Raw genomic sequence first — 24,451 nt, forward strand, 5'->3', positions numbered from 1 at the left:
GCGACGCGTGCCCTTCTGGGCTGCGGGGTTGCGATGTAGTCTGCGGGTGATTCACCTACTCTGGAGATCGACCATGAAAATCACGGACTTTCTGGTAATGGATCACTATGGCGACCAGATCGACGCCGATCCCCATGGCAACAACATTGCATTCTGCTGTTTCGACTGCGGGCATCCCATACTGGCCGTCGCGCTGGAGAACCAACGTGGGTTTGATGAAGTGCATCCGGCGGCATGCCGGGGCTGCAAGGTGAAGTACTTTCTTGATATCCGCAGCAATGCCGGGAAGCTGTACATACACCGGATGTGAGGCCGTCGGGCGCTTCAAACGAGAACGGCCCGGGAAGCCCGGGCCGTGAGGTGCTGCCAGAGCCGCGGGGCATTCAGCCCCGCAGCCGATCACTCGATCGGCTGGTCCAGCATCAGCTGGCGTGCGAAACGCACCGGCGGTGCGCCGTAGGACAGTACCTGGTCGTGGTACGCCTTCAGGTTGAACTTGTCGCCCAGCTTTTCCTGCACCGCCTTGCGGGTGTCGAAGTGTTCCTGCGCACCCACGAAGTAGGTCGGCAGCTGCGCCGAGGTCAGCTGCGCGCGCACCCACTTGCCGGCCGCTTCGCTTTCCTGCTGGAACGCGTCGTGGGTCATCAGGTGCATCGCCTTCTCGCGATCCCAGTTGTCCACGTGCACGCCCTGGTCGAGGATCGCGTTGGAGATCGTGCGCAGGTAGAACTTCAGCTGCACCAGGTGGAACAGCGGGTCGTTGTCGAGGTAGCCCTGCTCCTGCATCATGCGCTCGGTGTAGACCGCCCAGCCTTCGGCGAACAGGCCCGAACGCAGCACCGCACGCAGGGTGGAGGGGAACTTGGCCGAGTGCCAGCCTTCCAGGTAATGGCCCGGGGTGCCTTCGTGGATGCTCAGCAGGTGGATCATGCGCGAGTTGTATTCACGCAGGAACGAGTCGACCTGCTTCTCGTTCCAGTCGTCCGGAATCGGCGACACGGCGTAGAAGGTCTTCAGGTTCTTGTCCAGCGGGCCCGGAGAATCGCAGTAGGCCACGGCCACGCCACGCTGGAATTCCGGCATCAGGATGATGTCCACCGGCGCATCGGGCAGGGTCACCAGGTCGTGCTCGCGCACGAACGCGGTGGACTGCTCCAGCGCGGCCTTGGCATCATCGACCACCTTGTCGCGCGCCGGCTTGTCGGCGTAGGCCAGTTCCAGTGCGGCCTCGATCGCCTTCTGCTGCTGCTCGTCGGTCGGCTGGGCCGGCATCTCCGGCGCACCCGGCTTGTCCTTCAGTACGGTCTGCGCGATGCCGTACATGTCCTCGCGCACGCGCTTGAGTTCGGCGCGTGCACGCTCACCGATCTCCTGGCGCGACAGCGAGGAGCTCAGCGCGAACTTCAGCTTCTGGTCGTACTTTTCCGCACCAATGCGGAAGTCGCCCTTGGCGTTCGGCACCAGGGTCTTGTCCAGCCAGGTCTGCTGCTCGTCCACGGCCTTCTTCAGGCCGTCGATGGCGGCCTGCAGGCGCTGCTGGTCGGCCTGCGGCAGTTCGCCGATGTGCGGGGTGATGAAGGTATCGACGATGCTGAGGATGCCCTTGTTCTGCTTGGCCACCGTCTCGGCATGGATCTTCGGAACGCGGGCCGGATCCAGGTTCTCGCGTGCCTGGGCGAAGATCGCCGGCAGCTTTTCCATGCGCGCGGTCGCCGACTTCAGGCGCTCCGGCAGCGGCGCGAACTCGCGGGCCATCAGGCCATAGATCGCGCTGCCGGCGATGCCGTTGTACAGCTGCGGGTCCCACTTGCCGGACTGGAGCACTTCGGCGTTCCAGATTTCCGACTGCAGCTGGTTGCGCAGGATCGCCGCGTCCACCTGGTTCTCGCGGCCCAGCTTGGCCACCTCGATCTTGTCCAGCTCACCCAGCAGCGCCTTGTAGGCGGCCACGGTCTTCTGCTGGCCGGCGGCGCTCAGGTCGTCCAGTTCGCTGTCGTAGCGGTGGTCACCGATCTGGGTGGCGCTGACCGGCGACAGCTGCATCCAGGTGTCCAGGGCGCGCTTGGACAGGTCGGCGAAGGCGGCATCGACCGCCGCGTCACCGGCCTGCTGGCTGGTGGCCGGGGTGGAAGCGTTGGTCGGGGCGTCGGCAGGCTGGCAACCGGCGAGCGCAGCGACCAGGGCGAGGGCAAGAAGATGCGGGCGCATCGGCATTCCTGTACGGGGTCAAACCCTGAGCATAGGGCCCCGTCGCTGCTTTGTCCCCGTGCCATAGGATTACCATGGGCGGATTCAAGGACCCTCCAAAGGAGCGCAGGACATGGAATACCAGGGAAGCTGCCATTGCGGCAGGATCGCATTCACCGTACAGGCCGGGGCGCCGATCAGCGACGTCATCGACTGCAACTGCTCGATGTGCCGCCGTCGCGGCAGCCTGCTGTGGTTCGCCCCGCGCGAGGCGTTCCAGCTGGCCACCGATCCGGCTGACGTGGCCACCTACCACTTCAACAAGGCGCATATCGACCATCACCACTGCCGCCAATGCGGTATCGCCCCCTACAGCGAAGCGATCGATCCGCGTACCGGCACACCGATGGTGGCGGTGAACGTTCGCTGCGTGCCGCAGGTGGATCTGGCCGGTCTTTCGGTGACCTCCTACAACGGAGCCGCGCTGTGAGGCCGCTGTGCGCGTGGACGCGCACGCTGGCAGTGCCGGTGCTGCTGTTGGCACTGGCAGCCTGCGCCAAGAACGGTGAGCGCGCTGCAGAGGCGGGCGCGACCGCGGCCGATGCCGCTGTTGCTTCGCCGGAAGGCGCATTCCTGGCCTACGAACATGACGTGCAGGTGCAGCTGGAGGCGGCGCAGATCGCACCGCGCATCCAGCAGATCGCCCAGGCCTGCCAGAGCGCGAAGTTCGGCGACTGTGCAGTGTTGCAGGTCGACCAGCGCGGCGGCGAGCAGCCCAGCGGTGAAGTGAAGGTGCGCATCGCGCCGAAGGGCACCGAGCCGCTGATCGCGATGGCCGGTGAGGGCGGCACGCTGCAGTCGCGCAACACGCGCGCGGAGGACCTCGCGCAGGAAGTAGCGGACACCGCGCTGACCAAGTCCCGGCTGGAGAAGGAACACGCGCGGCTGTTGTCCTACCAGGACCGCAAGGACCTGAAGATCGAGGACCTGATGGCGATCACCACGCGGCTGTCGGAGATCGAAGCAGGCGTCGAGCAGGCCAACAAGGATGCCGCACAGCAGCGTCGGCGCATCGATACCCAGCTGGTGACGATCCACTTCGACACCACCTCGGGCCAGCGCAGCCGCAGCGAGATCGGCGAGGCGCTGAGCGAGTCGGGCAGAATCCTCAGCGGCAGCATTGCGTTCCTGATCCGCGCCGTCGCCGCGTTGCTGCCGGTGGGTGTGCTGGCCCTGGTCGTGGCCTGGGGTGTGCGGGCGTGGTGGCGTCGCCGCCGTCGCACGCTGCCGCCCACCCGCTGAGGTGACGGCTGATGCCGGCAGGGAGCCGGCGTCAGCCCTCGTCGGTCTCGTACTCGACGAACACATCCAGCTCCAGCGCCAGTTCCTGCACCGCGTCGCGCACCTTCTGCGCGGTGCTTTCATTGCCGACTTCCACTTCCAGCTCGTGGATGCCCGGGCCGATGTCATCGGACAGCCCCGCCGAACTGGAATCGTCGTCGTCCATGTGCGGCATCAGGTCGTCGGTTTCCTCGACATGTTCGATGCCCTCCAGGCCGAGCAGCAGGTCGCTGATGGCGCGGGCGTCGTCTTCGGTTCCGGTGATGCGCAGTCGCAGCATGGCCATGGCGTAGGTACGTTGTGGAGTTGCCTGCAGCCTAGCCAGCGCCGGGCAAAGAACGGGTGAGGGCGCAGTCAGGCGCGTGTGGCCGGGCGTCCGAGCAGGCTGTCCGGCAATGCGGGAATCGGCGTGCGTTCGTCCTGCGCCTGCTCCAGCAACCAGTCGATGAACAGGCGTGCGGCCGGGCTCGGCGGTTGTCCTTCGGCGTGCACCACGTGATACGCATAGCGCGCCTTCAGCGCCGGGCCGGGCAGGCGTACCACCTCGTAGCGCTGCAGGTAGGGCTGCGCGATGTGGGTACGTGCCAGCACCGCGCCCATGCCGTACACCGCTGCACGCATCGCATCGGTGCTGTCGGCGAAGGTGTGCATTGGCGGCAGCGGCGAGGGCGGGCGCACGCCGGCATGACGGAACCAGTCGCGCCAGCCCTGCGGCGACAGGTCGGTCAGCAGCGGCAGGTCGGCGATGCGCGCCGAATCGACCAGTGCTTCGACCCCGGCCAGCGCCGGCGAGGCCACCGGGAACAGGTAGTCGTCCATCAGGTGCTGCGCACGCAGGCCCGGCCACTGGCCCAGACCGTAGCGGATGCCGACTTCCGGCCCATTGTCGTCGTAGCGATCCAGGCCGCTGCCGGTGTGCAGCTCGATGCGGATGTGCGGATGGGCCTGGGTGAAGCGCGGCAGCCGTGGCAGCAGCCAGCAGTAGGAGAGCGAGCGCAGCGTGGTGATCCGCAACGGCACGCTGTCGGCATCCGGCTGCAGGTGATGGGCGACGGCCGCAACATCGGTGAAGGCGGCGCTGGCGGCGTCGGCCAGTTGCCGGCCCTCGGCGGTCAGGCGCACGCCGCGGGCGTGGCGCAGGAACAGGCGTACTTCCAGCACTTCTTCCAGCCGGCGCACATGGTGGCTGACCGCGCTGGCGGTCAGGTGCAGCTCCTGCGCGGCCTGGGCGAAGTTCTGGTGGCGCGCGGCGACCGCGAACACGGCCAGTGCGGGGAGCAGGGAAGGGCGTAGCTGCATGTCGAGCCTCAAACCATATTTGTGGCTGGCAGCGATACTACGCGCTTGTGCGGCAGGCGTCTGCGCCCGATCCTGTCTGCCTTGACGAGGAATTGACGATGGACGGAGGCGAGGCATGAATGCGGTCCCACAGGCGGCCGAGCGCGACTGGCGCACACCGCTGGAGTTGACCCTGCTGGGCGCCATCTGGGGCTGCTCGTTCCTGTTCATGCGGGTGGCGGTGCCGTCGTTCGGCCCGTTCGCGCTGGTCGAGGTGCGGCTGGTGCTGGGCGCGCTGGTGCTGCTGCCGTTCCTGTGGCGTGCCCGCGCGCAGTTCCCACCGCGGCGCTGGCTGTGGCTGGCACCGATCGGGCTGATCAACTCGGCGCTGCCGTTCGTGCTGTTCGCCTACGCGGCCGAGCGAGCCCCTGCGGCGATCGGCGCCATCTGCAATGCGATGACCGTGCTGTTTGCCGCGCTGATCGCCTTCCTGTTCTTCGGCGAGAAGATCGGCATGCGCCGCGCGGGCGCGTTGCTGGTCGGCTTCGCCGGCGTGGTGGTACTGGCCACGGCCAAAGTCTCGGGCCTGAGCATCGGCACTGCAGTGCTGGCTGGTGCGGCGGCCTCGCTGCTGTACGGCCTGGGCGTGAACCTGGTGAAGCGGCACATGACCGGCCTGCCCTCGGCGGCGGCCGCTGCTGCAACGCTGTCGTGTGCCTCGCTGTGGATGCTGCCGATGGCGGTGACCCACTGGCCGCAGGCGGCGATTCCACTGAAGGCGTGGGGCGCGGCGATTGCCTTGGGCGTGGCCTGCACCGGGCTGGCGTTCCTGATGTTCTACCGCCTGATCGGTCGTATCGGCCCGTCGCGGGCGTCGACGGTGACCTACCTGATTCCGCTGTTCGGCGCGGCCTTCGCGTGGTTGTTCCTGGGGGAGGCGGTGACGGTGCAGATGTTGATTGCGGGTGTGTTGATTCTGGGCAGCGTGGCGGTGAGTCAGAAGGGCTGAGCGTGCCGACGCACTGGTAGTGCCGGGCGCTGCCCGGCAGCTCTTTTCCGCGCCTGCGGAGAGGTGTCACTTTCTTTGCTCGTGCAAAGAAAGTAACCAAAGAAACACGCCGCCAGGCCGCGAGCCGGTGCTGCGCACCGGTGCCCTGCGCTCCTCGGCCCGTCGAGGGACGGCGCGGGAACTCGCTGCGCTCAGACACCCGCGCCTCTTCGCCCTCGCCAGACCTGCGGTGCTCGGCTCGCTCAAGGCGGACTGGAAGGTCAAGATCAACAGCAAAAGCATCCACGCATTGCGTGGATCTTCTGGGTGCAGCTGTGGCCTTTGAACTGGGTCCGCCTTGAGCGACCCGAGCATCGCAGGGGAATCAGGGGCGAAGAGGTGCCGATGTCCTGTAGAGCCGACTGCTAGTCGGCTGCCTTGTGCACACCGTCCCCTGATTCACCGAGAAGCGCAGGGGACCGACGTGCGAAACACGGCGGCTCGCGACCTGGCGGCGCGTTTCTTTTGGTTACTTTTCTTTGCGTACAAAGAAAAGTAACGCCCATGAACAGTGAAGCACCTTCAGCACGCGTCACGCGCAGGAAACCATCAGCGCACCGGCACCGGAATATTGCACAGATCGATATGCCCGGCCGGACGCTTGTAGAAATCATCCACGCGGTTGCGCCGCGCCTCCACCGTATCGGCGAAGGTCTTCGAGTCGGTACGCAGTACCTGGATCGGCGTGCGCTCGGCTGCCGGCACGTCGCTGGCGCGGCGGATCGACACGATCGGCGCGCGCAGTGTCGGGTCGGTGTAGAAGCCCATCGGCGCCGGCCCGCGCGGCGTCGCGCTGAGCAGTTCCATGCCCTTCAGCACGCGACCGACCAGGGTGATGTTGCGGTCCAGCTGGCGCGGCGACTGTCCGGTCACCACGTACAGTTCGGCACCGATGCTGCTGTCTTCCTCGTTGCTGCGGCCCGCGCCCAGCATGCCGTAGCAATGTGCCAGCCAGGCCTTGCCGGCCTGCGGGTCCTGGCCGACCGGGAAGCCGTCGACAAAACCGGTCTGCGCGGCCCAGCCATCGCGATCCGGCAGCACGGTGACCTTCAGGCCGGCGCTGGCGCGCTCGAACTCGGCCGGCAACTTGCGCGCGGCGCTGCCGAACGGCTTGGCCTTGGCTGCGTCATCGGCGTCGGCATCGCCGAACTGCACCACGAAGTTGTCCTGCGAGCGGTAGATGCTGGTGCCGTCCCAGAAATGCTCGTGGGCGAAGGTCTGGATGTTGGCGACATGGCGCGGGGCGAACTGCGGGGCCAGCTCGATGATGACCCGACCGGCCGGCAGGTCCATGTACAGCAGGTTGGCCGGGTCCGGGGTGCGCCAGTCGCTGGCCGCCGAGGCGTCGAGGATCTGCTGAGGGCTGCGGTAGGGCGTGGCCGCGCTGGCCAGGGCGGGCAGCAGGCAGGCCAGGGCGAGGGCGGTCAGGGCAAGGCAACGGCGGTGCGGCATGGGAACCCCGGAACATGAACGAGGCTTCGATTCTGCGCGAGCCGCGCAGCGGCGCCAACCGGGAGAGTGACTAACGACACATTCGCTATACCGAACTTCGCACTACTGTGGACTTCAACGTAGTGGAGGGCCGGTCATGTCCGAGGACGATGTCCACCTGAAGAAGTTCCAGAAGGAGCTCAGCGCCGGAACGGTGTCGCTGGCCCTGCTGGCGGTGCTGGCCCGGGCCGGGGAGCCGCTGTACGGCTACCTCATTGCCAAGGAGCTGGAGCGGGTGGGCGAGGGCGTGCTGAGCGGCAAGCAGAGCGCGCTGTACCCGGTACTGCGCAACCTGGAGGGCGCCGGCCTGCTGGAAAGCCATGTGGAACCTTCCAGCAGCGGGCCGCCGCGGCGCTACTACCGCATCAACGAACGTGGCCGCGAGGTGCTGGCGCAGTGGCGCCAGGCCTGGCAGGCCACCCGCGATTCCGTCGATTCCGTGTTGGAGGGGGTACCGCAATGAACGACCCGAGCCTGGCAGGCCGCGCCCTGCCCACGACCATCCCGCAGTACCTGGCGCAGCTGCGCGCGGCGCTGGAAGGTGCCGATCCGGCGATGGTGCAGGACGCGCTGTACGACGCCGAGGAATACCTGCGCTCGGAGCTGGCGGCGCAGCCCGGCCGCAGCGAGGCCGAGGTGATCGCCGACGTTGCCGGCAGCTATGGCGCGCCGGATGAAGTGGCCGACATCTACCGCGAGACCGAAGTGACGGTGAACCGCGCGCTGCGTACGCCGCGTGCGGATACCGCGCCGGTGCTGCGTGCAGCGGCGGAAGCCAGTGGCGTCGAGCCGGCCTCACCGCCGCAGGCGCCGGTGCAGCGTTCGCTGCTGGCGCGCTTCTTCGGCGTGGTGACCGATCCGCACACCTACGGTGCGCTGTTCTACATGCTGCTGTCGCTGGCCACCGGCATCTTCTTCTTCACCTGGGTGGTGACCGGCCTGTCATTGTCGCTGGGCCTGCTGATCCTGATCATCGGCATTCCGCTGACCGTGCTGTTCTTCGGCTCGGTGCGCGGGCTGGCGCTGCTGGAAGGACGGCTGGTGGAAGCGCTGCTGGGCGAGCGCATGCCGCGCCGCCCGCGTTACACCGACCGCAGCCGCACCTGGCTGCAGCGCATCGGCGACATGTTCACCGATGGCCGTACCTGGCTGACGCTGCTGTACTTCGTGCTGATGCTGCCGCTGGGCGTGATCTACTTCACCATCGCGGTGACGCTGCTGTCGCTGTCGCTGAGCCTGATCTGGGCGCCGGTCGCGGCGATCTTCAGTGGTGACATCCCCGGCGTGTACATCAACGACGTGAATGTGCTGCCGATGGCGGCCTCGCCGCTGGTGGCGATCGCGGTTGCTGCGGCGGGCGCACTGCTGCTGGTGCTGACGATGCACCTGGCACGCGGCATCGGCAAGCTGCATGGGCTGATTGCCAAGAACCTGCTGGTGCGGTTGTAACAGGCCAGGGGTCGGATCCCTGTTCGCAGAACAGGGCTCTGACCCCGGATCCCATCATGCTGGGGTCAGAGCCCTTTCCGTTGGAAAGGGATCCGACCCCGGGCGGGGCATTACCCCGCCTTGCGCCGCAACGGGGTGACGTTGCTCTTCTTCTTCGCGGCCTTCGCCGCCGGGGCTTCGGCATGCGCGGCGAAGAAGTCGCGCACCTTTGGGTACACCACCTCGCGCCAGCGACGGCCGCTGAAGATGCCGTAGTGGCCGGCACCTTCGACGATGAAATGCTCACGGCGGTCCGCAGTGATGCCGGTGCACAGCGCCTGCGCGGCTTCGGTCTGACCAAGGCCGGCGATGTCGTCCAGCTCGCCTTCGATGCTCAGCAACGCGGTATCGCGGATCGCCGACGGATCGACCTTCTCGCCGTTGACCACCCACTCGCCACGCGGCAGCAGGAAGTCCTGGAACACCACGCGGATGGTATCGAGGTAGTACCTGGCCGGCATGTCCAGCACCGCGTTGTACTCGTCGTAGAAACGACGGTGCGCGTCGGCGTCTTCCAGGTCGCCCTTGACCAGGTCGGTGTAGAAATCCCAGTGCGAGCTGAAGTGGCGGCTCGGGTTCATCGACAGGAAGCCGGCGTGCTGCAGGAAGCCCGGGTACACGCGGCGGCCGGCACCCGGATAGCTGGCCGGCACGGTGTGGATGACGTTGTTCTCGAACCACGACAGCGGGTTCTGCGTGGCCAGGTTGTTCACTGCGGTCGGGCTGCAGCGCGCATCGATCGGGCCACCCATCATCACCAGCGTGCGCGGCGTCGGTTCACCACGGCTGGCCATCAGTGAAACCGCGGCCAGCACCGGTACGGTCGGCTGGCACACGCTCACCACGTGCAGGCGTTCGACGCCGAGGTGGCGGATGAACTCCTGGATGTAGGCGATGTAGTCATCCAGCCCGAACTCGCCTTCGCTGGCCGGCACCATGCGCGCGTCGACCCAGTCGGTGACGTACACGCGGTGGTCGCGCAGCAGCGTGCGCACGGTGTCGCGCAGCAGCGTGGCGTGGTGGCCGGACAGCGGCGCCACCACCAGCACGAACGGCTGGTTGAGCATGGTGTGCAACTGGTCGGCTTCATTGCTGTGGCGCTTGAAGCGCAGCAGCTTGCAGAACGGCTTGCTCACTTCCTCGTGCACGACGATCGGCACGCGCTCGCCATCGACGTCGATTTCGTTGATGCCCCACTCGGGCTTCTCGTAATCCTTGCCGATGCGGTGGAAGAGTTCATTGACCGCCGCCAGGCGATCAGCACCGGGCATCTGCGACCACCAGTGGCCCTGGTTGGCGAAGAACCTGGCGTTGGCCTGGGCCTGGTGCACCCAGGGGGCGAGCAGGTTGCGGGTCAGTTCGTGCAGTTGATAGAGCATGACGACCGAATATGTATGGTCATATGTTGCCGCGCAGCATATCCCATCCGGGTGTCCCGCAGGTTAAGTCGGCTGAAAATAATGAATCCGGATTCACATCCGTTCCAGCGCGGCCGCATCGCCTGCCAGGGCGGGGCCGAGCCAGCAGTGCGACCCTACCGGCTGCAGGCCCTGGCCGGCCAGCGTGCGGCGGTACCAGCGCGCCGGTCGGGCCTGGAAGCCGTCGTGGTCGCCTTCGAACGCGTCCTCGGCGGCGAAGGTCTCCAGGAAGGCCACGCCGGCGGTCAGCTCGGCCACGCCGGCCAGTCCTGCACGCAGCTCGCGGTCGGGCACGTAGTGCATCACGTCCGAACACACCAGCAGGTCGACCGGAGCGCAGGGCCGCAGCCAGGCGAAGTCGCCGAAGCGGGCCAGGTGCAGGTTGCGGGTCCTGCCGTAGCGGCGCACAGCGTACTCGCTGCTGTCGAAGCCGAGATATTCGACCTTCGGACGCAGCTTCAGCAGCGGCGCGCGCCAGGCGCCTTCACCGCAGCCGATATCCAGCACGCTGCGGATCGGCCGCTCCAGGTAGTACTCGGCGCTGGCCACGGCCAACGCCACCTTGCGCGCCAGGCGGGCGCTGCCGCCGATGTCGGCACGGCGGTACCAGCGTTGGAAGTAGGCGGCGTCGTAGGTCTTGTCCATGGGGCGGTGCGCGATCGGGGAAAACGGCGCCTATCGTACGGTGTTGCGGCGCGCCATGCGTCGATGTGTCGCGGCGGGCGTGCCTGCGGCGGCTTCGCCACGGCATGCGAGAATGGCCGACAACCTACGCCAGCCGCCGGAGCGAGCGCATGCAGAGCTACTACTGGGTCAAGACCTTCCACATCGTGTTCGTGGTGGCGTGGATGGCCACGGTGTTCTACCTGCCGCGCATCCTGGTGAACCTGGCCGAGACCGCGGGCCAGCCGGCGGTGACCGAGCGCCTGCAGCTGATGGGCCTGCGCCTGTACCGCTTCGGCCACTCGATGTTCGGCCTGGCGTTCCTGCTCGGCCTGGTGCTGTGGCTGGGCTACAAGGTCATCCCCGATTTCCCGACCATGGTGGCGCCGGGAGCTGCCGGCTGGCTGCACGCCAAGCTGGGGCTGGTGGTGGTGCTGCTGGTGTACTTCGGCTGGACCGGCCGCCTGCTCAAGGGCGTGGCCAAGGGCCGGGCGCTGCCGTCGTCGCGCGCGCTGCGCTGGATCAACGAGATCCCGCTGCTGGCGTTCATTCCGATCGTGTGGCTGGTGCTGGCCAAGCCGTTCTGAGGCGGGGTCACCTGCGTCCGGTAGATCCACGCCATGCGTGGATGCTGTCAGGGCGCAAACGAAGGAGCCGGGCAAATGCCCGGCTCTTTCATTTCTGCAATCACCTCGTGTTGCCGGCCAGCAGCCGGCACTACCGGGCTTAGGCTGCTTCGTACGTGCCGTAACTGCGCAGGCGCGTGTAGCGCTGTTCCAGCAGCTGTTCGGTGGACAGCTTGTCCAGCGCGTCCAGTTCGTTCAGCAGCACGGCCTTCAGGCGCTTGGCCATCTGCGTCGGGTTGCGGTGGGCGCCACCGGTCGGCTCGCGCACGACCTTGTCGACCAGGCCCAGGCTCTTCAGGCGCGGCGCGGTCAGGCCCAGCTGTTCGGCCGCTTCCTTGGCCTTGCCCGCGTCCTTCCACAGGATCGAGGCGCAGCCTTCCGGGGTGATGGTCGAGTACACCGCGTATTCCAGCATCACGGTGCGGTCGCCCACACCCAGTGCCAACGCACCGCCGGAGCCGCCTTCACCGATCACGGTGCAGATGATCGGCACCTTCAGCTCGGCCATCTCGATCAGGTTGCGCGCGATCGCTTCGGACTGGCCGCGCGACTCGGCGTCGATGCCCGGCCAGGCGCCGGCGGTGTCGATCAGGGTCAGCACCGGCAGGCCGAAGCGCTCGGCCATCTTCATCAGGCGAAGTGCCTTGCGGTAACCCTCCGGCTTGGGCATGCCGAAGTTGCGCTTGATCTTTTCCTTGGTGTCGCGGCCCTTCTGGTGGCCGATCACCATTACCGCGCGGCCATTGATGCGGGCCAGGCCGCCCATGATCGCCTTGTCGTCGGCGAAGGCGCGGTCACCGGCCAGCTCCTGGAACTCATCGAACATGACGCGGAGGTAGTCGGCGGTGTACGGGCGCGACGGGTGGCGGGCCAGTTGCAGCACCTGCCACGAGGTCAGGTTGCGGAAGATCTGCGCGGTGCGCATGCGCAGCTTGTCCTGCAGCGCGTGCACTTCCGCCTCGACATTGACCGCCGGCCCGGCACTGGCGTTGCGCAGCTCCTGGATCTTGGCTTCCAGGTCGGCGATGGGTTGCTCGAAGTCGAGGTAGTTCGGATTCATCGGAAGCCGTCGTGTAAAGAAGGGGGGAATTCTAGCCGAATGCGTGCAAACCACCCGTACGCCTTCGTCTGGAAGGCGACGGTAGCGCAGCCGGGCAGGGGGCGCCAGTCAGCTCAGGGCACCACCAGGGCGCTGCGGCCCATCAACTGGCTGCGCTGGGAGACGAAGTCGTTGTAGGCCTCGTTGGCTTCCCGGCCAAGGCCGCTGCCCAGGGTGGCAGTGGCCGAGGTGAAGGCCATCTGCGCGGCGAAATCCTGCTTGCGCAGGGCCTTCTGTTCATCGGCGGTGGTGGCCTTCAGCCAGCGCGCGTAGACCTCGCGCAGGGGCGCGGCGTGGGCCTCGAAGGCCGGCACCAGCGCCGGCAGGCTGGCCGGGGCCGGTTCCAGGCTGTAGGCCGGGGCCACGTAGCCACCTGGTTGTTCGCGCTTGAACGCGCCGGGCTCGCCCATGCCTTCTTCCACGTAAGCGATGAAGTCGGGAGCGGTGAACACCTTGGCCACGATCTGGCCGCCGCTGGAATCAACGTGGGCCACCACCTTTTCCTTGGGGAAGGGTTCGCGCACGCCGTAGGTCCAGGTCTTGTCGATGAACAGGTCGTGGCGCTTCTCGAACGGGCCTTCGAAGTCGACGCCGCCGAGCTGGATACCGCTGTTGCCGACGCCGAAGTTCTTCACCTTGCTCTCGTCGGTGACGTAGATCTCGCGGGCGATCACATACTCGCTGAGGGTCGGATTGATCAGCCCGCCACGACCGTCGACGTAGACGATGAAGCGCACATCACCGAGCTTGTCGGTATGCAGGCGATGCTCGCCGACAGCGAGCGAGACCGGGCGCGAGCCCTGTGCGGCCACCGGCAGGTCCTGGCCGTCGATGCTCAACGCCAGCGGCGTGTCGGTCGGGTTGTCGATCTGGAACTCGATCTTCGACGGGGAGCAGGCGGCCAGGGCCAGTGCGGCAGCGAACGGGAACAGCAGGGTCTTCATCGGCAATCGTCCTTGATACTTGGAACGGGGAAACAGGGGAGACAGGACAGTGAGGGAGCCAGCCTCAGCTGGCCCATGGCGGGCTGTAGCGCACCTTCAGCGTGCGCACGGCCGGGTCGGCGCGCAGCGCCTCCATCAGCTTGGAATCGATGCGTACCGCGCTCTGCCCGGACACATCGAGCATGCCGGCGACGCCGCCGTGCGGCCCCTTCAGCAGCAGGTCCAGGCGCAGTGGCGTCCGTCCCGGGCGATGGCGGTCGAGCAGCGCATCGATGCGCTCCCAGACCGGGCGCTGCTGGCGCAGGTCCAGGCGCAGCGACAGCCGCGTGGCGTAGTTGGCGCAGACCTCATCGAAGTCCCAGCACTGGCGGATGCGCAGCGCGAAGCCGCCATTGAACTCGTCCTCGCGCAGGCCGCCCTTGACCACCAGGATGCGGTCCTTGGTCATCAGGTGGCCGAACTCGGCCATCGCGTCGGAGAACGCGCTGCACTCGACGCGGCCACGTCCGTCCTCAAGCTGGATGAAGATCTGGCTCTCGCCCTTGCGGCGCACGCCGACCACCTGGCCGGCCAGCACCGTCTGCACTTCCGGGCGCCAGCGCTTTTCGCCGCCGGCGCCACCACCGCTGTTGGCGCTCCAGATCTTCTCCACCGAACCCAGGTCGTTGCCGACCAGATCGCGCACATCGTCGCGCCAGGGATCGAACGGGTGGCCACTGAGATAGAAGCCCAGCGTGTCGCGCTCGCCGTTCAGGCGCTGCAGCAGCGGCCACTCCTCGGCTTCGGGCAGGTCCAGCTGGATCGTGGTCGCGCTCGGGTCCGGGCCACCGAACAACGAGTTCTGTCCCGAAGCCCGCTCGCGGGCCATCTGGTCGGTAGCCTTGATCACCTCCGGCAGCTGCAGCATCAGCGAGGCACGGTTGCGGCCGAGCTCGTCCAACGCACCACAGTTGATCATCGCTTCCAGCGTGCGCCTGTTGAGCTTGGCCGAACCAACGCGCGTGCAGAAGTCGAGCAGGTCCTTGAACGGGCCGCCCTTCAGCCGCTCCTCGACCACCGCCTCGCAGGCACCCTGGCCGACGCCCTTGATCGCCCCAAGGCCGTACTGGATGGTGTCCGGCGTCACCGCTTCGAACATGAAGGCCGACTGGTTCACCTTGGGCGGCAGCACGGTCAGGCCGAGGTTGCGCACCTCGTCGAGGAAGCCGACCACTTTGTCGGTGTTGTCCAGATCGGACGACAGCGTGGCCGCCATGAACTCAGCCGGGTAATGGCGTTTCAGCCAGGCGGTCTGGTAGCTGACCAGCGCGTAGGCAGCGGCGTGCGACTTGTTGAAGCCGTAGCCGGCGAACTTCTCCATCAGGTCGAAGATTTCGTCGGCCTTGGGGCCATCGACGCCGCCCTTGGCTGCACCTTCGCGGAAGATCTCGCGGTGCTTGGCCATTTCGGCCGGTACCTTCTTGCCCATCGCGCGGCGCAGCAGGTCGGCGCCGCCCAGCGAGTAGCCGCCGACGATCTGCGCCATCTGCATGACCTGCTCCTGGTACACCATGATGCCGTAGGTGTCCTTCAGGATGGCTTCGGTGCGCGGATCGGGATAGATGATCTCTTCCTGGCCGTGCTTACGCGCATTGAAGGAGGGAATCAGGTCCATCGGGCCGGGGCGGTACAGCGACACCAGCGCGATCAGGTCTTCGAAACGGTCGGGGCGCGCGTCCTTCAGCAGGCGGCGCATGCCCGAGGATTCGAACTGGAACACCGCGCCGGTATTGCCGTTGGCGAAGATGTCCCTGTAGGTGGGCGTGTCGTCCAGCGGGATCGCGGCGATGTCCACCGGCGGGATGCCGGCGCGCTCATGGCGCTTGTTGATCGCCTTCACCGCCCAGTCGATGATGGTCAGCGTGCGCAGGCCCAGGAAGTCGAACTTCACCAGGCCCACTTCTTCCACGTCGTTCTTGTCGAACTGGGTGACCGGATTCTTGCCGAGGCCGTTCTCGTCGTGTTCGGCGTACAGCGGGCAGAACTCGCTCAGCGGCTCGGGCCCGATCACCACGCCACCGGCGTGCTTGCCGGCGTTGCGGGTCAGGTCTTCCAGCTGCAGCGCCAGGTCGATCAGGTCGCGGACATCGTCCTCGGTCTCGTAGCGCTGGATCAGTTCGGCCGACGCCATCTCAGAGCTCGGGCCTTCCTTGCCCTTGCCCAGCGCATCCTTCAGGTGGATGCCCAGAATGTTCGGAATCAGCTTGGAGACGCCGTCGACCAGGCCGTACGGGAAGCCGAGCACGCGGCCGGAGTCGCGCACCACCGCCTTGGCGGCCATGGTGCCGTAGGTGATGATCTGGCTGACGCGCTCGCGCCCGTACTTGCGGGCGACGTAGTCGATCACCTCGTCGCGGCGGTCCATGCAGAAGTCGATGTCGAAGTCGGGCATCGACACGCGTTCCGGGTTCAGGAAGCGCTCGAACAGCAGGTTGTACGGCAGCGGGTCCAGATCGGTGATCTTCAGCGCCCACGCCACCAGCGAACCGGCACCCGAACCACGGCCGGGGCCGATCGGAATACCCTGGTTCTTGCCCCACTGGATGAAGTCGGCCACGATCAGGAAGTAGCCCGGGAAGCCCATCTTGATGATGGTGTTGAGCTCGAATTCCAGGCGCTCGAAATACTCTTCGCGGGTCTTGCCCGGCGCCAGCGGATTCTTCTCCAGGCGCTCTTCCAGGCCATCGCGCGACATCTTCTGGATCCAGGTGTCCAGCGTCTCGTCGTCCGGCACCGGGTAGTTGGGCAGGAAGTAGGTGCCCAGCCGCATCTCGATGTTGCAGCGCTCGGCCAGCGCCAGCGTGTTGTCGATCGCATCGGGGATGTCGGCGAACAGCGCGCACATCTCCTCGGCCGACTTCAGGTACTGCTGGTCGCTGTATTCGCGCGGGCGCTTGGGGTCGTCCAGCACGCGGCCGGTGGAAATGCACACGCGCGCTTCGTGCGCGCTGAAGTCCGACGGCGACAGGAAGCGCACGTCGTTGCTGGCCACCACCGGCAGGCCACGCTGGCCGGCGGCCATCAGCGCGAACTGGTTGAAGGTTTCCTCGCCCTCGCGGCCGGTGCGGGTCAGCTCCAGGTGCAGGCCATCGCCGAACACGCGCTGCCAGTCGGCCAGCTGCTGCTCGGCCAGTTCATGCTTGCCGTCCAGCGCCAGGCGCCCGGCCAGGCTCTGCCGCCCGGCCAATGCGAACAGGTTGGCGTTGCCGGCCTTCAGCCAGTCCGGGTGCACGGCCACGCCGCCCTCGGGGCGATGGCCTTCCATCCAGGCGCGGGTCAGCAGCCGCGACAGGCTCAGGTAACCCTCGCGGTCGCGGCACAGCAGGGTCATCCGCCACGGGTCCTGGCCTTCCTCGGCGATCAGCACGTCGGCACCGGCGATCGGCTTGATGCCCACGCCTTCGGCGGCCTTGTAGAACTTGACCAGGGCGAACAGGTTGTTGAGGTCGGTCACCGCCAGCGCGGGCAGGCCGAGTTCGACCGAGCGCGACAGCAGGTTGGCCTGCTTGGCCTTCTTCGGGTCCGCCTGGTCCGGTTTGGCCGGCACACGGATGGTGGAGTCCGCCAGCGAGAACTCGGTGTGGACGTGGAGATGTACGAAGCGGGAGTTGGACATGCCGGACCAGGTTGGAGCGCGCGGGCCCCGGGTGCTGACGGACGATCGTCGCCGGGGTCGGGAAGCGCTGGAATGCCCGGTCAGGGTAGCGAGGGCAGGGGGTTGCCACAAGGCTTGACAGGGGCACGGCGTGGCGCCGGATTCAGGCGTGCGGGAGGCCGCCTTCTGTAGAGCCGAGCCCATGCTCGGCTGTCCACAGCAGCCGAGCACGGGCTCGGCTCTACAACTCCAGCAGGCTCAGGCGATGGCCGCCGCCTGCGTCAGGCCCAGGCACTCACGCACCGGGGCGAAGCTGCGCCGGTGCTCCATGCAGGGGCCGTGCTCGCGCAGGGCGGCCAGGTGGGCCGGGGTGCCATAGCCCTTGTGCTGTTCGAAGCCGTACTGCGGGTGGCGGGTATGCACGTCCTGCATGTAACGGTCGCGCGAAACCTTGGCCAGGATCGAGGCGGCCATGATCGCGCGGTCGATGCCATCGCCGCCGACCAGCGCCTGCGCCGGCAGCACCAGGCCCTTGGGCACCACGTTGCCATCGATGCGGGCGAAGCCGGCCACATGGGCAACCGCTGCAACGACGTCACGCATGCCCTGCAGGGTGGCCTGGTAGATGTTCAGGCGGTCGATGGTGTCCACGTCCACCAGCACCACGTGCCAGGCCAGGGCACGCTCGATGATGCGGTCATGCAGCTGCTCGCGGCGGGCCGCCGTCAACTGCTTGGAATCGTCCAGGCCGTTGATGCGTGGCCGTGACGGATCGAATACCACCGCCGCCACTGCCACCGGCCCGGCCAGCGGGCCACGTCCGGCCTCGTCGACGCCAGCGACCAGGCGTTCCGGCTCGACCACCGTCGCGCCGTCGAACAGGGCCAGGCTGGCCGCTGCGGCGTGACGGCGGCTCATGCCTGCGCCTGGTCGCGCATCAGCAGTTCGCCGACGGCATCGGCGGCACGCGCCGAAGCATTGCGGCGCAGGCGCTCGTGCAGTCGCACGTACGTGTCCTGCAGGTCGATCACCCGCTGCGGGTGGTCGAACCATTGCTGGATGGCCGCGGCCAGCCTGTCCGGCGTGCAGTCGTGCTGCATCAGCTCCGGCGCCAGGTCCTGGCCGGCCAGGATGTTGGGCAGGGCGAAGCGGTCGACCTTGATCAGGCCCAGCGCCTTGACCAGGCGATAGGTCAGTTCGTTGACGCGGTAACCGACGACCATCGGCCGCTTCACCAGCATGGCTTCCAGGGTCGCGGTGCCGGAGGCCAGCACCACCACGTCGGCGGCGATCATCGCGTTGCGCGCCTGGCCATCCAGCACGTGCGAGTAGGCGACCGGCAATGCCGAGCGCGACAGCTGTTCTTCGATCAGCTGCCGGCAGGCCGGGTTGGCGGCAGGCACCACCACATGCAGGCCCGGAATGCGTTCAGAGACCTGCCAGGCGGCTTCGAAGAAGGGTTCGCCCAGGCGCGAGATCTCGCCCAGGCGGCTGCCCGGCAACACCGCCAGCACCTTGGCCGAGGTCGGCAGCCCGAGCGCGGCACGGGCTTCCTCGCGGTTGCCCTGCAGCGGAATGTCATCGGCCATCGGGTGGCCGACGAAGCGTGCGTCGATGCCGTGCCTGGCATAGATCGGCGGTTCCATCGGGAACAGGCACAGCACCAGGTCCGCGCTGCTGCCGATCTTCTCGGCGCGCTTCTCGCGCCAGGCCCAGACCGAGGGACTGACGTAATGCACGGTGCGCACGCCGCGTTGCTTCAGCCAGCGCTCGATGCCCAGGTTGAAGTCGGGTGCGTCGATGCCGATGAACACGTCCGGCTGCCATTCCAGGGCGCGCTGGCGGAACGCCGAGCGCAGCTTGAGCAGCCGCGGCAGGTGGCGCAGCACTTCGGTCAGGCCCATCACCGCCAGCTCGCTGGCATCGTGCCAGGTCTGGCAGCCGGCGCTGCGCATGGCATCGCCGCCAATGCCGGCGAACTCGGCATTCGGGAAGCGCGCCTTCAGTTCACGCACCAGGCCCGCACCGAGCAGGTCGCCGGACGCTTCGCCGGCAACCAGCGCGATCCGCAACGGGCGCTCGCTGAGCACCCGCTGTGCGGGAACGCTGCCGGCCATCGAGGCCAACGGAATCACCGCGGCGCCGGCCGCCGCCTGGCCGGTCGTGCTGCTCATCGCAGCAAGGGCCTCTCGGCGTGCTCGATGAAGTCCAGCATGGCCTTCACGTCATTGCTGTCACGCGCCTGTTCGGTCAGCTGCTGCTTGGCTTCGGCCAACGGCAGGCCGGCCACGTACAGCGTGCGGTAGGCCCGCTTGATGGCCGAGATGCGGTCGGCGTCGAAGCCGCGGCGCTTCAGGCCTTCGCTGTTGATGCCGCGCGGGCGGCCCAGCGAATCGGTACCGACCATGGTGAACGGCGGTACATCGCCATTGGTCAGCGCGCCCATGCCGAGGAAGGCATGCGCACCGATGCGGCAGAACTGGTGGGCACCGGCGAAGCCGCTGATGATCACGTAGTCGCCCACGGTCACGTGGCCGGCCAGGGTGGTGTTGTTGGAGAACACGCAGAAATTGCCGACATGGCAGTCGTGCGCCACGTGCGTGTAGGCCAGCATCCAGTTGTCGTTGCCGATGGTGGTGATGCCGCCGCCGCCGCCGGTGCCACGGTTGAGCGTGACGAACTCGCGGAACACGTTGCGGTCGCCGATCACCAGTTCGGTGCGCTCACCGGCGAACTTCTTGTCCTGCGGCTCGCCACCGATCGCGGCATGACCGACGAAGCGGTTGTCGCGGCCGATCCGGGTCGGGCCGTGGATGCTGCAATGGGGGCCCACCACCGTGCCGGCGCCGATTTCAACATCGGGGCCGATCAGGGTGAAGGCGCCCACCTGCACATCGTCGGCCAGGCGCGCGGCCGGATCGATGACGGCGGTGGGGTGGATCCGCGGTGCGTTGTCAGTCATTGCTGCCTCCAGTGGATCAGCCCTTGGCGCCGGCGCACATGACCTCGGCCGACGCGACGACTTCGCCGTTGACCTTGGCTTCGCCGTAGTACCAGCCCATGTTGCGGATCAGGCGCTTCATCTGCACGTCCAGCATCAGCACGTCGCCGGGCACGACCTGCTTGTTGAAGCGGGCGTTTTCCACCTTGACCATGTAGAACAGCTTGGACTGCGCATCGCGGCCGAGCGTGAGCTGGGTCATGACGCCGCCGGCCTGCGCCAGCGCTTCGATGATCAGCACGCCGGGCATGATTGGGCGGCCCGGGAAGTGGCCCTGGAAGAACGGCTCGTTGATGCTGACGTTCTTCTGCGCCAGGATGCGCTTGGCCTCGACGTCGAGTTCAAGCACCCGGTCCACCAGCAGGAACGGGTAGCGGTGCGGAAGCAGTTCCTGGATCTGGCAGACATCGATCGGAAGCTGCAGCGAATCGTTCATTCTTTCTCCTTGCCAGCAGCCAGGACGCGGCGAGCCAATGCGTCCAGCTGCTTGAAGCGCGCGGCGTTCTTGCGCCACGTGCGGTTGTCGGTCAACGGGGTGCCGGACGAGTACTCGCCTGGCTCATGGATGGAGTTGCGGACCACCGACTTGCCGGTGATCACGACCTTGTCACAGATTTCGAGGTGGCCGACCACGCCAACGTGGCCGCCAAGCAGGCAGTAGCGGCCGATCTTGGCGCTGCCGGCGATGCCGGTGCAGCCGGCGATGGCCGAATGCGCGCCGATCTGCACGTTGTGGGCGATCTGCACCAGGTTGTCCAGGCGCACATCCTCGTCCAGCACGGTGTCTTCCAGCGCGCCGCGGTCGACGCAGGTATTGGCGCCGATCTCGCAATCGTCGCCGATGCGGACGCCGCCGAGCTGCGGCACCTTGATCCACTTGCCAGCGTCCATCGCCAGGCCGAAACCGTCGGCGCCGAGCACGGCACCGGGATGCACGCGCACGCGCTTGCCCAACGTGACCCGGGTGACCAGGGTCACGCGGGCGATCAGTTCACAGCCGGCGTCCAGGCTGCAGTCCTCGCCGATCACGCTGCCGGTGCCGATGATGCAGTTCTCGCCGACCACGCTGCGCGCACCGACCGAAACGAACGGGCCGATATGGGCGCTGGCGGCCACCTGGGCGCTGGGGTCGATGACTGCGCTTGGGTGGATGCCCGGTGGGCGGGTCGGCGCGATGTCGAACAGCGCGGCGATCTTGGCGAACGCGGTGTACGGGTCCTTGGCGACGAGCGCAGTGCCCGGGGCGGCCTCGGCGTCGTCGGCACGCAGGACCACCAGCGAGGCCTGGCTGTCGGCCAGCTGGGCGCGGTAGCGCGGGTTGGCAAGGAAGGTCAGCTGGCCAGGGCCGGCATGGGCGAGGGTGGCCACGCCATGGATGGCGGTGGCGGGGTCGCCATGGACCTGCAGGCCGAACTGCTCGGCGAGTTGCTGGGCGGTGTAGGTGGGAGTATTCACGGCGGGAGTTTAACGTGTGGCGCCATTTCGGTCATGCGGGGGCAGGGCTTGGCGCCTGCCTGGTACGGGCGGGAGGCGGCGGGTGGCCCTGGCCAGGACACGCAAAACCCCCTCCATGGTGCTCGATGGCGCCATCCATGGCGCCAACGGTCCTGTCCAGGGCCACCCGCCGCCTCTGGACAATTTCCCGCGAGCGCGGCCAAAAGCCCGTGCCGTGCAGTGTCATCTGCAAAACGAAAACGCCGGGCAATGCCCGGCGCTTCGCACCCCGTCTGGTGGAGAGCCCCCCTTTGTTAAGGGGGGCGCGCCAGCGGCGCGGGGGATAGGTGAAATGCGCGGGCAATTCACCGGAGGTGGATCAGTTCTGGGGAACAACGTTCCTCAGAACTGGCCACCGAACGTGAATTGCAGACGCTCGATCTTGTCATCGTCTTCCTTCTTCAGCGGGAAGGCGTAGCTGATCGAGATCGGGCCGACCGGGGCGCGCCACAGCAGGGCCACGCCGGTGGACACGCGCAGCTCGTTGGCCTTGAAGTTCTGGGTGCCATTGTAGACGTTGCCGAAGTCGACGAAGGCCGACACGCGTGCCGACGGGCTGTCGAACAGGCGCGGGAAGTAGGCTTCGACCGAACCGACGGTCTTCAGCGAACCACCCAGCGGCTGGCCTTCCGGATAACCGGTGGTGACTTCGCGCGGGCCGAGGGTGTTGTCCTCGAAGCCGCGCACCGAGTTGGTGCCACCGGCGTAGAAGTTCTCGAAGAACGGCAGGCCGCTGGCGGTGACGGTGCGGGTGGTGCCATCCGGATTGGTCAGCGTACGGGTGTAGTCGTTGCCGTAGGCATCGCCGTAGCCGATTTCCGCGCGGGTGTTGATCACCAGCGACGGCATGATCGGCCAGTACTTGCTGATCTGGTAGTTCAGCTTGTAGTACTCGATGGTCGAACCCGGCAGCGTGGTTTCCAGGCCGATGCGCTGGTAGGTGCCGCGCGTCGGCATGAAGTAGTCGTTGCGCGAGTCGCGCGCCCAGCCCAGCTCGGTGCGCCAAGCGTGGAAGGTGCGCTTACCGACCGCGTTGATGTAGTCGATGATCGACTGCGGGGTCGAGCCCTGGTAGGTGGTGATCTGGTTGCTGTCGATGCCGAACATCAGCGAGACGGTATCGGTCTCGGTCAGCGGCACGCCGAACACCACCTGCGCCGAACCATTGGTGCTGTTGTACTGCGCGGTATTGAAGTCGGAGTAGTCCAGTTCGCGCCAGGACAGGTTATAGCCCAGCGACACGCCGTCATCGGTGAAGTACGGGTTGGTGTAGCTGAAGCCGTAGCGCTGCAGGTAGCTGCTGCGCGAGGCTTCGACCGACACGCGGTTGCCGCCGCCAAGGAAGTTGTTCTGCGACAGCTGCACCGAGGTGGTCATGCCGTAGGACTGCGAGTAGCCCAGGCCGAACACGAAGCTGCCCGAGGTGGTTTCCTTGACGTTGTAGACGACGTCGACCTGGTCGTTGCTGCCGCTGACGGCCGGGGTCTCCACTTCCACCGATTCGAAGTAGCCCAGGCGCTGCAGGCGGATCTTGGAGCGGTCGATCGCGGCCTGCGAGTACCAGCTGTTCTCGAACTGGCGCATTTCGCGGCGCATCACCTCATCGGAGGTGCGGGTATTGCCACGGAACAGGATGCGGCGCACCGACACGCGCGGGCCGGGCACGACCTGCATGTTGATGGCGACGGTCTGCTCGGCGCGGTTGGTGGTCGGGATCGGGTTCACCTTGGCGAACGCGTAGCCGATGTTGGACAGCGAATTGGTGATGGTGTCCGAGCTGAATTCCAGCAGGGCACGCGAGAACGTGTCGCCGGACTTCTGGATCACCATGCGCTCGACGTCCTCCTGCGGGAGGATGGTGTCGCCGCTGACCTTGATCTCGGAGATCTTGTACTGCGCACCCTCGGTCACGCCCGCGGTCAGGAACATGTCGCGCTTGTCGGGGCTGATCGAGACCTGGGTGGAATCGATGCTGAAATCGACGTAGCCGCGGTCCAGGTACCAGGAGTTGAGCTTTTCCAGGTCACCGGACAGCTTTTCCTTGGAGTACTGGTCGTCACGGCGGTACCACGACGCCCAGTTGTGCTCCTTGGACTCCCAGGTCTCCAGGATGTCCTTGCTCTCGAACTTTTCGGTGCCGACCAGGTTGACGTGGCGGATCTTGGCCGCCTTGCCTTCCTTGATGGCGATGGCGATGTCCACGCGGTTGCGGTCCAGCGGGCTCACCGTCGGGGTGATGTCGACGTTGTATTTGCCACGGTCGTTGTACTGGCGGCGCAGTTCCTGGGTCACGCGGTCCAGGCTCAGGCGATCGAAGGTGCCGCCCTCGGTCAGGCCGATGTCGGACAGGCCCTTGAGCAGCTGGTCGGACTTGATGTCCTTGTTGCCGGTCACGGTCAGCTTGTTGATCGCCGGACGTTCCTTGACGGTCACCACCAGGATCGTGCCCTGGCGGTCCAACTGCACGTCTTCGAAGAAGCCGGTCTTGTACAGGGCGCGGATCGTCTCGCCGACCTTGTTGTCGGTAACCGTCTCGCCACGTTCCACCGGCAGGTAGGTGAATACCGTGCCCGAGCTGATGCGCTGCAGGCCATCGACGCGGATGTCGCTGACAGTGAAGGGCTCGGCTGCCTGGGCCAGGGCGGGAGCGCCGGTGACGGCGGCGAGGGCGAGGGCCAGCAGGCGGCGATTGGGGAGTCGCGTCATGTCACGTCCGGTAGGAAGGTCGATTTCATTGGT

Annotated in this window: 22 protein-coding genes; 7 read left to right on the forward strand and 15 right to left on the reverse strand. The window is 66.9% G+C overall.

What is annotated here, in order from left to right; translation table 11 throughout:
• Nucleotides 1-73: 73 nt before the first annotated feature.
• A complete protein-coding gene (locus AC5P98_RS02700; RefSeq protein WP_046429698.1) occupies nucleotides 74-310 on the forward strand; it encodes a hypothetical protein in 237 nt (78 codons plus the stop codon).
• 89 nt (nucleotides 311-399) lie between these two features.
• On the opposite strand, the gene AC5P98_RS02705 is transcribed toward AC5P98_RS02700, so the two are convergent.
• A complete protein-coding gene (locus AC5P98_RS02705) occupies nucleotides 400-2,208 on the reverse strand; it encodes a DUF885 domain-containing protein (protein WP_032956825.1) in 1,809 nt (602 codons plus the stop codon).
• A 112-nt stretch (nucleotides 2,209-2,320) separates the two neighbouring features.
• Between AC5P98_RS02705 and AC5P98_RS02710 the strand changes: the two genes are divergently transcribed.
• Entirely contained in the window at nucleotides 2,321-2,677 is a 357-nt protein-coding gene (locus AC5P98_RS02710; RefSeq protein WP_049406982.1) for a GFA family protein, read from the forward strand.
• Nucleotides 2,674-3,489 (forward strand): DUF4349 domain-containing protein, encoded by an 816-nt coding sequence (locus AC5P98_RS02715; RefSeq protein WP_049406979.1) that lies wholly within the window; start codon nucleotides 2,674-2,676, stop codon nucleotides 3,487-3,489. Before AC5P98_RS02710 ends, AC5P98_RS02715 begins: the two co-directional genes overlap by 4 nt.
• Nucleotides 3,490-3,520: 31 nt before the next feature.
• Here AC5P98_RS02715 and AC5P98_RS02720 read toward each other — a convergent pair whose 3' ends face one another.
• Nucleotides 3,521-3,814 (reverse strand): hypothetical protein, encoded by a 294-nt coding sequence (locus tag AC5P98_RS02720; RefSeq protein ID WP_005408721.1) that lies wholly within the window; start codon nucleotides 3,812-3,814, stop codon nucleotides 3,521-3,523.
• 68 nt (nucleotides 3,815-3,882) lie between these two features.
• Nucleotides 3,883-4,827 (reverse strand): LysR substrate-binding domain-containing protein, encoded by a 945-nt coding sequence (locus AC5P98_RS02725; protein ID WP_049406975.1) that lies wholly within the window; start codon nucleotides 4,825-4,827, stop codon nucleotides 3,883-3,885.
• Between the two features lie 115 nt (nucleotides 4,828-4,942).
• Between AC5P98_RS02725 and AC5P98_RS02730 the strand changes: the two genes are divergently transcribed.
• A complete protein-coding gene (locus AC5P98_RS02730) occupies nucleotides 4,943-5,815 on the forward strand; it encodes a DMT family transporter (RefSeq protein WP_049406973.1) in 873 nt (290 codons plus the stop codon).
• A gap of 588 nt (nucleotides 5,816-6,403) precedes the next feature.
• Here the strand turns inward: AC5P98_RS02730 and AC5P98_RS02735 are convergent.
• Nucleotides 6,404-7,306 carry a peptidylprolyl isomerase gene (locus AC5P98_RS02735; protein WP_049405362.1) on the reverse strand — a complete coding sequence of 301 codons (903 nt, stop codon included), beginning with the start codon at nucleotides 7,304-7,306 and terminating at the stop codon, nucleotides 6,404-6,406.
• A gap of 136 nt (nucleotides 7,307-7,442) precedes the next feature.
• Here AC5P98_RS02735 and AC5P98_RS02740 point away from each other — a divergent pair, with 136 nt between their 5' ends.
• On the forward strand, nucleotides 7,443-7,808 hold the full coding sequence (locus AC5P98_RS02740; RefSeq protein ID WP_004150914.1) for a PadR family transcriptional regulator: 366 nt from the start codon (nucleotides 7,443-7,445) through the stop codon (nucleotides 7,806-7,808).
• Nucleotides 7,805-8,794 (forward strand): sensor domain-containing protein, encoded by a 990-nt coding sequence (locus AC5P98_RS02745; protein WP_014646483.1) that lies wholly within the window; start codon nucleotides 7,805-7,807, stop codon nucleotides 8,792-8,794. The genes AC5P98_RS02740 and AC5P98_RS02745 overlap by 4 nt, the downstream gene beginning before the upstream one ends.
• A gap of 110 nt (nucleotides 8,795-8,904) precedes the next feature.
• Here AC5P98_RS02745 and AC5P98_RS02750 read toward each other — a convergent pair whose 3' ends face one another.
• Together AC5P98_RS02750 and AC5P98_RS02755 are read right to left on the reverse strand one after the other, a co-directional pair.
• On the reverse strand, nucleotides 8,905-10,212 hold the full coding sequence (locus AC5P98_RS02750; protein WP_014646484.1) for a polyhydroxyalkanoate depolymerase: 1,308 nt from the start codon (nucleotides 10,210-10,212) through the stop codon (nucleotides 8,905-8,907).
• A gap of 93 nt (nucleotides 10,213-10,305) precedes the next feature.
• Nucleotides 10,306-10,896, reverse strand: coding sequence for a class I SAM-dependent DNA methyltransferase (locus AC5P98_RS02755; RefSeq protein ID WP_049405359.1), 591 nt, complete (start codon nucleotides 10,894-10,896; stop codon nucleotides 10,306-10,308).
• 149 nt (nucleotides 10,897-11,045) lie between these two features.
• Here AC5P98_RS02755 and AC5P98_RS02760 point away from each other — a divergent pair, with 149 nt between their 5' ends.
• Nucleotides 11,046-11,501, forward strand: a complete 456-nt coding sequence (locus tag AC5P98_RS02760) for a CopD family protein (RefSeq protein ID WP_014646486.1) — start codon at nucleotides 11,046-11,048, stop codon at nucleotides 11,499-11,501.
• Between the two features lie 139 nt (nucleotides 11,502-11,640).
• On the opposite strand, the gene AC5P98_RS02765 is transcribed toward AC5P98_RS02760, so the two are convergent.
• The 9 genes from AC5P98_RS02765 to bamA form a co-directional block, all read right to left on the reverse strand.
• Nucleotides 11,641-12,600, reverse strand: a complete 960-nt coding sequence (locus AC5P98_RS02765; protein ID WP_014646487.1) for an acetyl-CoA carboxylase carboxyltransferase subunit alpha — start codon at nucleotides 12,598-12,600, stop codon at nucleotides 11,641-11,643.
• A gap of 113 nt (nucleotides 12,601-12,713) precedes the next feature.
• Nucleotides 12,714-13,583 carry a hypothetical protein gene (locus tag AC5P98_RS02770; protein ID WP_014646488.1) on the reverse strand — a complete coding sequence of 290 codons (870 nt, stop codon included), beginning with the start codon at nucleotides 13,581-13,583 and terminating at the stop codon, nucleotides 12,714-12,716.
• A 64-nt stretch (nucleotides 13,584-13,647) separates the two neighbouring features.
• On the reverse strand, nucleotides 13,648-17,238 hold the full coding sequence (gene dnaE / locus AC5P98_RS02775) for a DNA polymerase III subunit alpha (protein WP_049405357.1): 3,591 nt from the start codon (nucleotides 17,236-17,238) through the stop codon (nucleotides 13,648-13,650).
• Nucleotides 17,239-17,475: 237 nt separating this feature from the next.
• On the reverse strand, nucleotides 17,476-18,135 hold the full coding sequence (rnhB, locus tag AC5P98_RS02780) for a ribonuclease HII (protein ID WP_014646490.1): 660 nt from the start codon (nucleotides 18,133-18,135) through the stop codon (nucleotides 17,476-17,478).
• Nucleotides 18,132-19,334: a lipid-A-disaccharide synthase gene (gene lpxB, locus AC5P98_RS02785; RefSeq protein WP_134967132.1), complete on the reverse strand. Its 1,203-nt coding sequence runs from the start codon at nucleotides 19,332-19,334 to the stop codon at nucleotides 18,132-18,134. Before lpxB ends, rnhB begins: the two co-directional genes overlap by 4 nt.
• Nucleotides 19,335-19,387: 53 nt before the next feature.
• Complete coding sequence (lpxA, locus tag AC5P98_RS02790) at nucleotides 19,388-20,179, reverse strand: acyl-ACP--UDP-N-acetylglucosamine O-acyltransferase (RefSeq protein ID WP_014646492.1); 792 nt, start codon at nucleotides 20,177-20,179, stop codon at nucleotides 19,388-19,390.
• 16 nt (nucleotides 20,180-20,195) lie between these two features.
• Nucleotides 20,196-20,654, reverse strand: coding sequence for a 3-hydroxyacyl-ACP dehydratase FabZ (fabZ, locus tag AC5P98_RS02795; protein ID WP_005415845.1), 459 nt, complete (start codon nucleotides 20,652-20,654; stop codon nucleotides 20,196-20,198).
• A complete protein-coding gene (gene lpxD, locus AC5P98_RS02800; RefSeq protein WP_014646493.1) occupies nucleotides 20,651-21,673 on the reverse strand; it encodes a UDP-3-O-(3-hydroxymyristoyl)glucosamine N-acyltransferase in 1,023 nt (340 codons plus the stop codon). The genes fabZ and lpxD overlap by 4 nt, the downstream gene beginning before the upstream one ends.
• A gap of 381 nt (nucleotides 21,674-22,054) precedes the next feature.
• Nucleotides 22,055-24,418, reverse strand: a complete 2,364-nt coding sequence (gene bamA, locus AC5P98_RS02805; RefSeq protein WP_032956838.1) for an outer membrane protein assembly factor BamA — start codon at nucleotides 24,416-24,418, stop codon at nucleotides 22,055-22,057.
• Between the last annotated feature and the right edge of the window lie 33 nt (nucleotides 24,419-24,451).

The sequence above is a fragment of the Stenotrophomonas sp. YJH_SMC_135 genome, assembly GCF_059372355.1.

Excerpts from the sequence above, each read along its gene's own strand:
- AC5P98_RS02700 (WP_046429698.1), top strand. The coding sequence starts at position 74 with ATGAAAATCACGGACTTTCTGGTAATGGATCACTATGGCGACCAGATC.
- AC5P98_RS02705 (WP_032956825.1), bottom strand. The coding sequence starts at position 2,208 with ATGCGCCCGCATCTTCTTGCCCTCGCCCTGGTCGCTGCGCTCGCCGGT.
- AC5P98_RS02710 (WP_049406982.1), top strand. The coding sequence starts at position 2,321 with ATGGAATACCAGGGAAGCTGCCATTGCGGCAGGATCGCATTCACCGTA.
- AC5P98_RS02720 (WP_005408721.1), bottom strand. The coding sequence starts at position 3,814 with ATGGCCATGCTGCGACTGCGCATCACCGGAACCGAAGACGACGCCCGC.
- AC5P98_RS02725 (WP_049406975.1), bottom strand. The coding sequence starts at position 4,827 with ATGCAGCTACGCCCTTCCCTGCTCCCCGCACTGGCCGTGTTCGCGGTC.
- AC5P98_RS02730 (WP_049406973.1), top strand. The coding sequence starts at position 4,943 with ATGAATGCGGTCCCACAGGCGGCCGAGCGCGACTGGCGCACACCGCTG.
- AC5P98_RS02735 (WP_049405362.1), bottom strand. The coding sequence starts at position 7,306 with ATGCCGCACCGCCGTTGCCTTGCCCTGACCGCCCTCGCCCTGGCCTGC.
- AC5P98_RS02740 (WP_004150914.1), top strand. The coding sequence starts at position 7,443 with ATGTCCGAGGACGATGTCCACCTGAAGAAGTTCCAGAAGGAGCTCAGC.
- AC5P98_RS02745 (WP_014646483.1), top strand. The coding sequence starts at position 7,805 with ATGAACGACCCGAGCCTGGCAGGCCGCGCCCTGCCCACGACCATCCCG.
- AC5P98_RS02750 (WP_014646484.1), bottom strand. The coding sequence starts at position 10,212 with ATGCTCTATCAACTGCACGAACTGACCCGCAACCTGCTCGCCCCCTGG.
- AC5P98_RS02755 (WP_049405359.1), bottom strand. The coding sequence starts at position 10,896 with ATGGACAAGACCTACGACGCCGCCTACTTCCAACGCTGGTACCGCCGT.
- AC5P98_RS02760 (WP_014646486.1), top strand. The coding sequence starts at position 11,046 with ATGCAGAGCTACTACTGGGTCAAGACCTTCCACATCGTGTTCGTGGTG.
- AC5P98_RS02765 (WP_014646487.1), bottom strand. The coding sequence starts at position 12,600 with ATGAATCCGAACTACCTCGACTTCGAGCAACCCATCGCCGACCTGGAA.
- AC5P98_RS02770 (WP_014646488.1), bottom strand. The coding sequence starts at position 13,583 with ATGAAGACCCTGCTGTTCCCGTTCGCTGCCGCACTGGCCCTGGCCGCC.
- dnaE (WP_049405357.1), bottom strand. The coding sequence starts at position 17,238 with ATGTCCAACTCCCGCTTCGTACATCTCCACGTCCACACCGAGTTCTCG.
- rnhB (WP_014646490.1), bottom strand. The coding sequence starts at position 18,135 with ATGAGCCGCCGTCACGCCGCAGCGGCCAGCCTGGCCCTGTTCGACGGC.
- lpxB (WP_134967132.1), bottom strand. The coding sequence starts at position 19,334 with ATGGCCGGCAGCGTTCCCGCACAGCGGGTGCTCAGCGAGCGCCCGTTG.
- lpxA (WP_014646492.1), bottom strand. The coding sequence starts at position 20,179 with ATGACTGACAACGCACCGCGGATCCACCCCACCGCCGTCATCGATCCG.
- fabZ (WP_005415845.1), bottom strand. The coding sequence starts at position 20,654 with ATGAACGATTCGCTGCAGCTTCCGATCGATGTCTGCCAGATCCAGGAA.
- bamA (WP_032956838.1), bottom strand. The coding sequence starts at position 24,418 with ATGACGCGACTCCCCAATCGCCGCCTGCTGGCCCTCGCCCTCGCCGCC.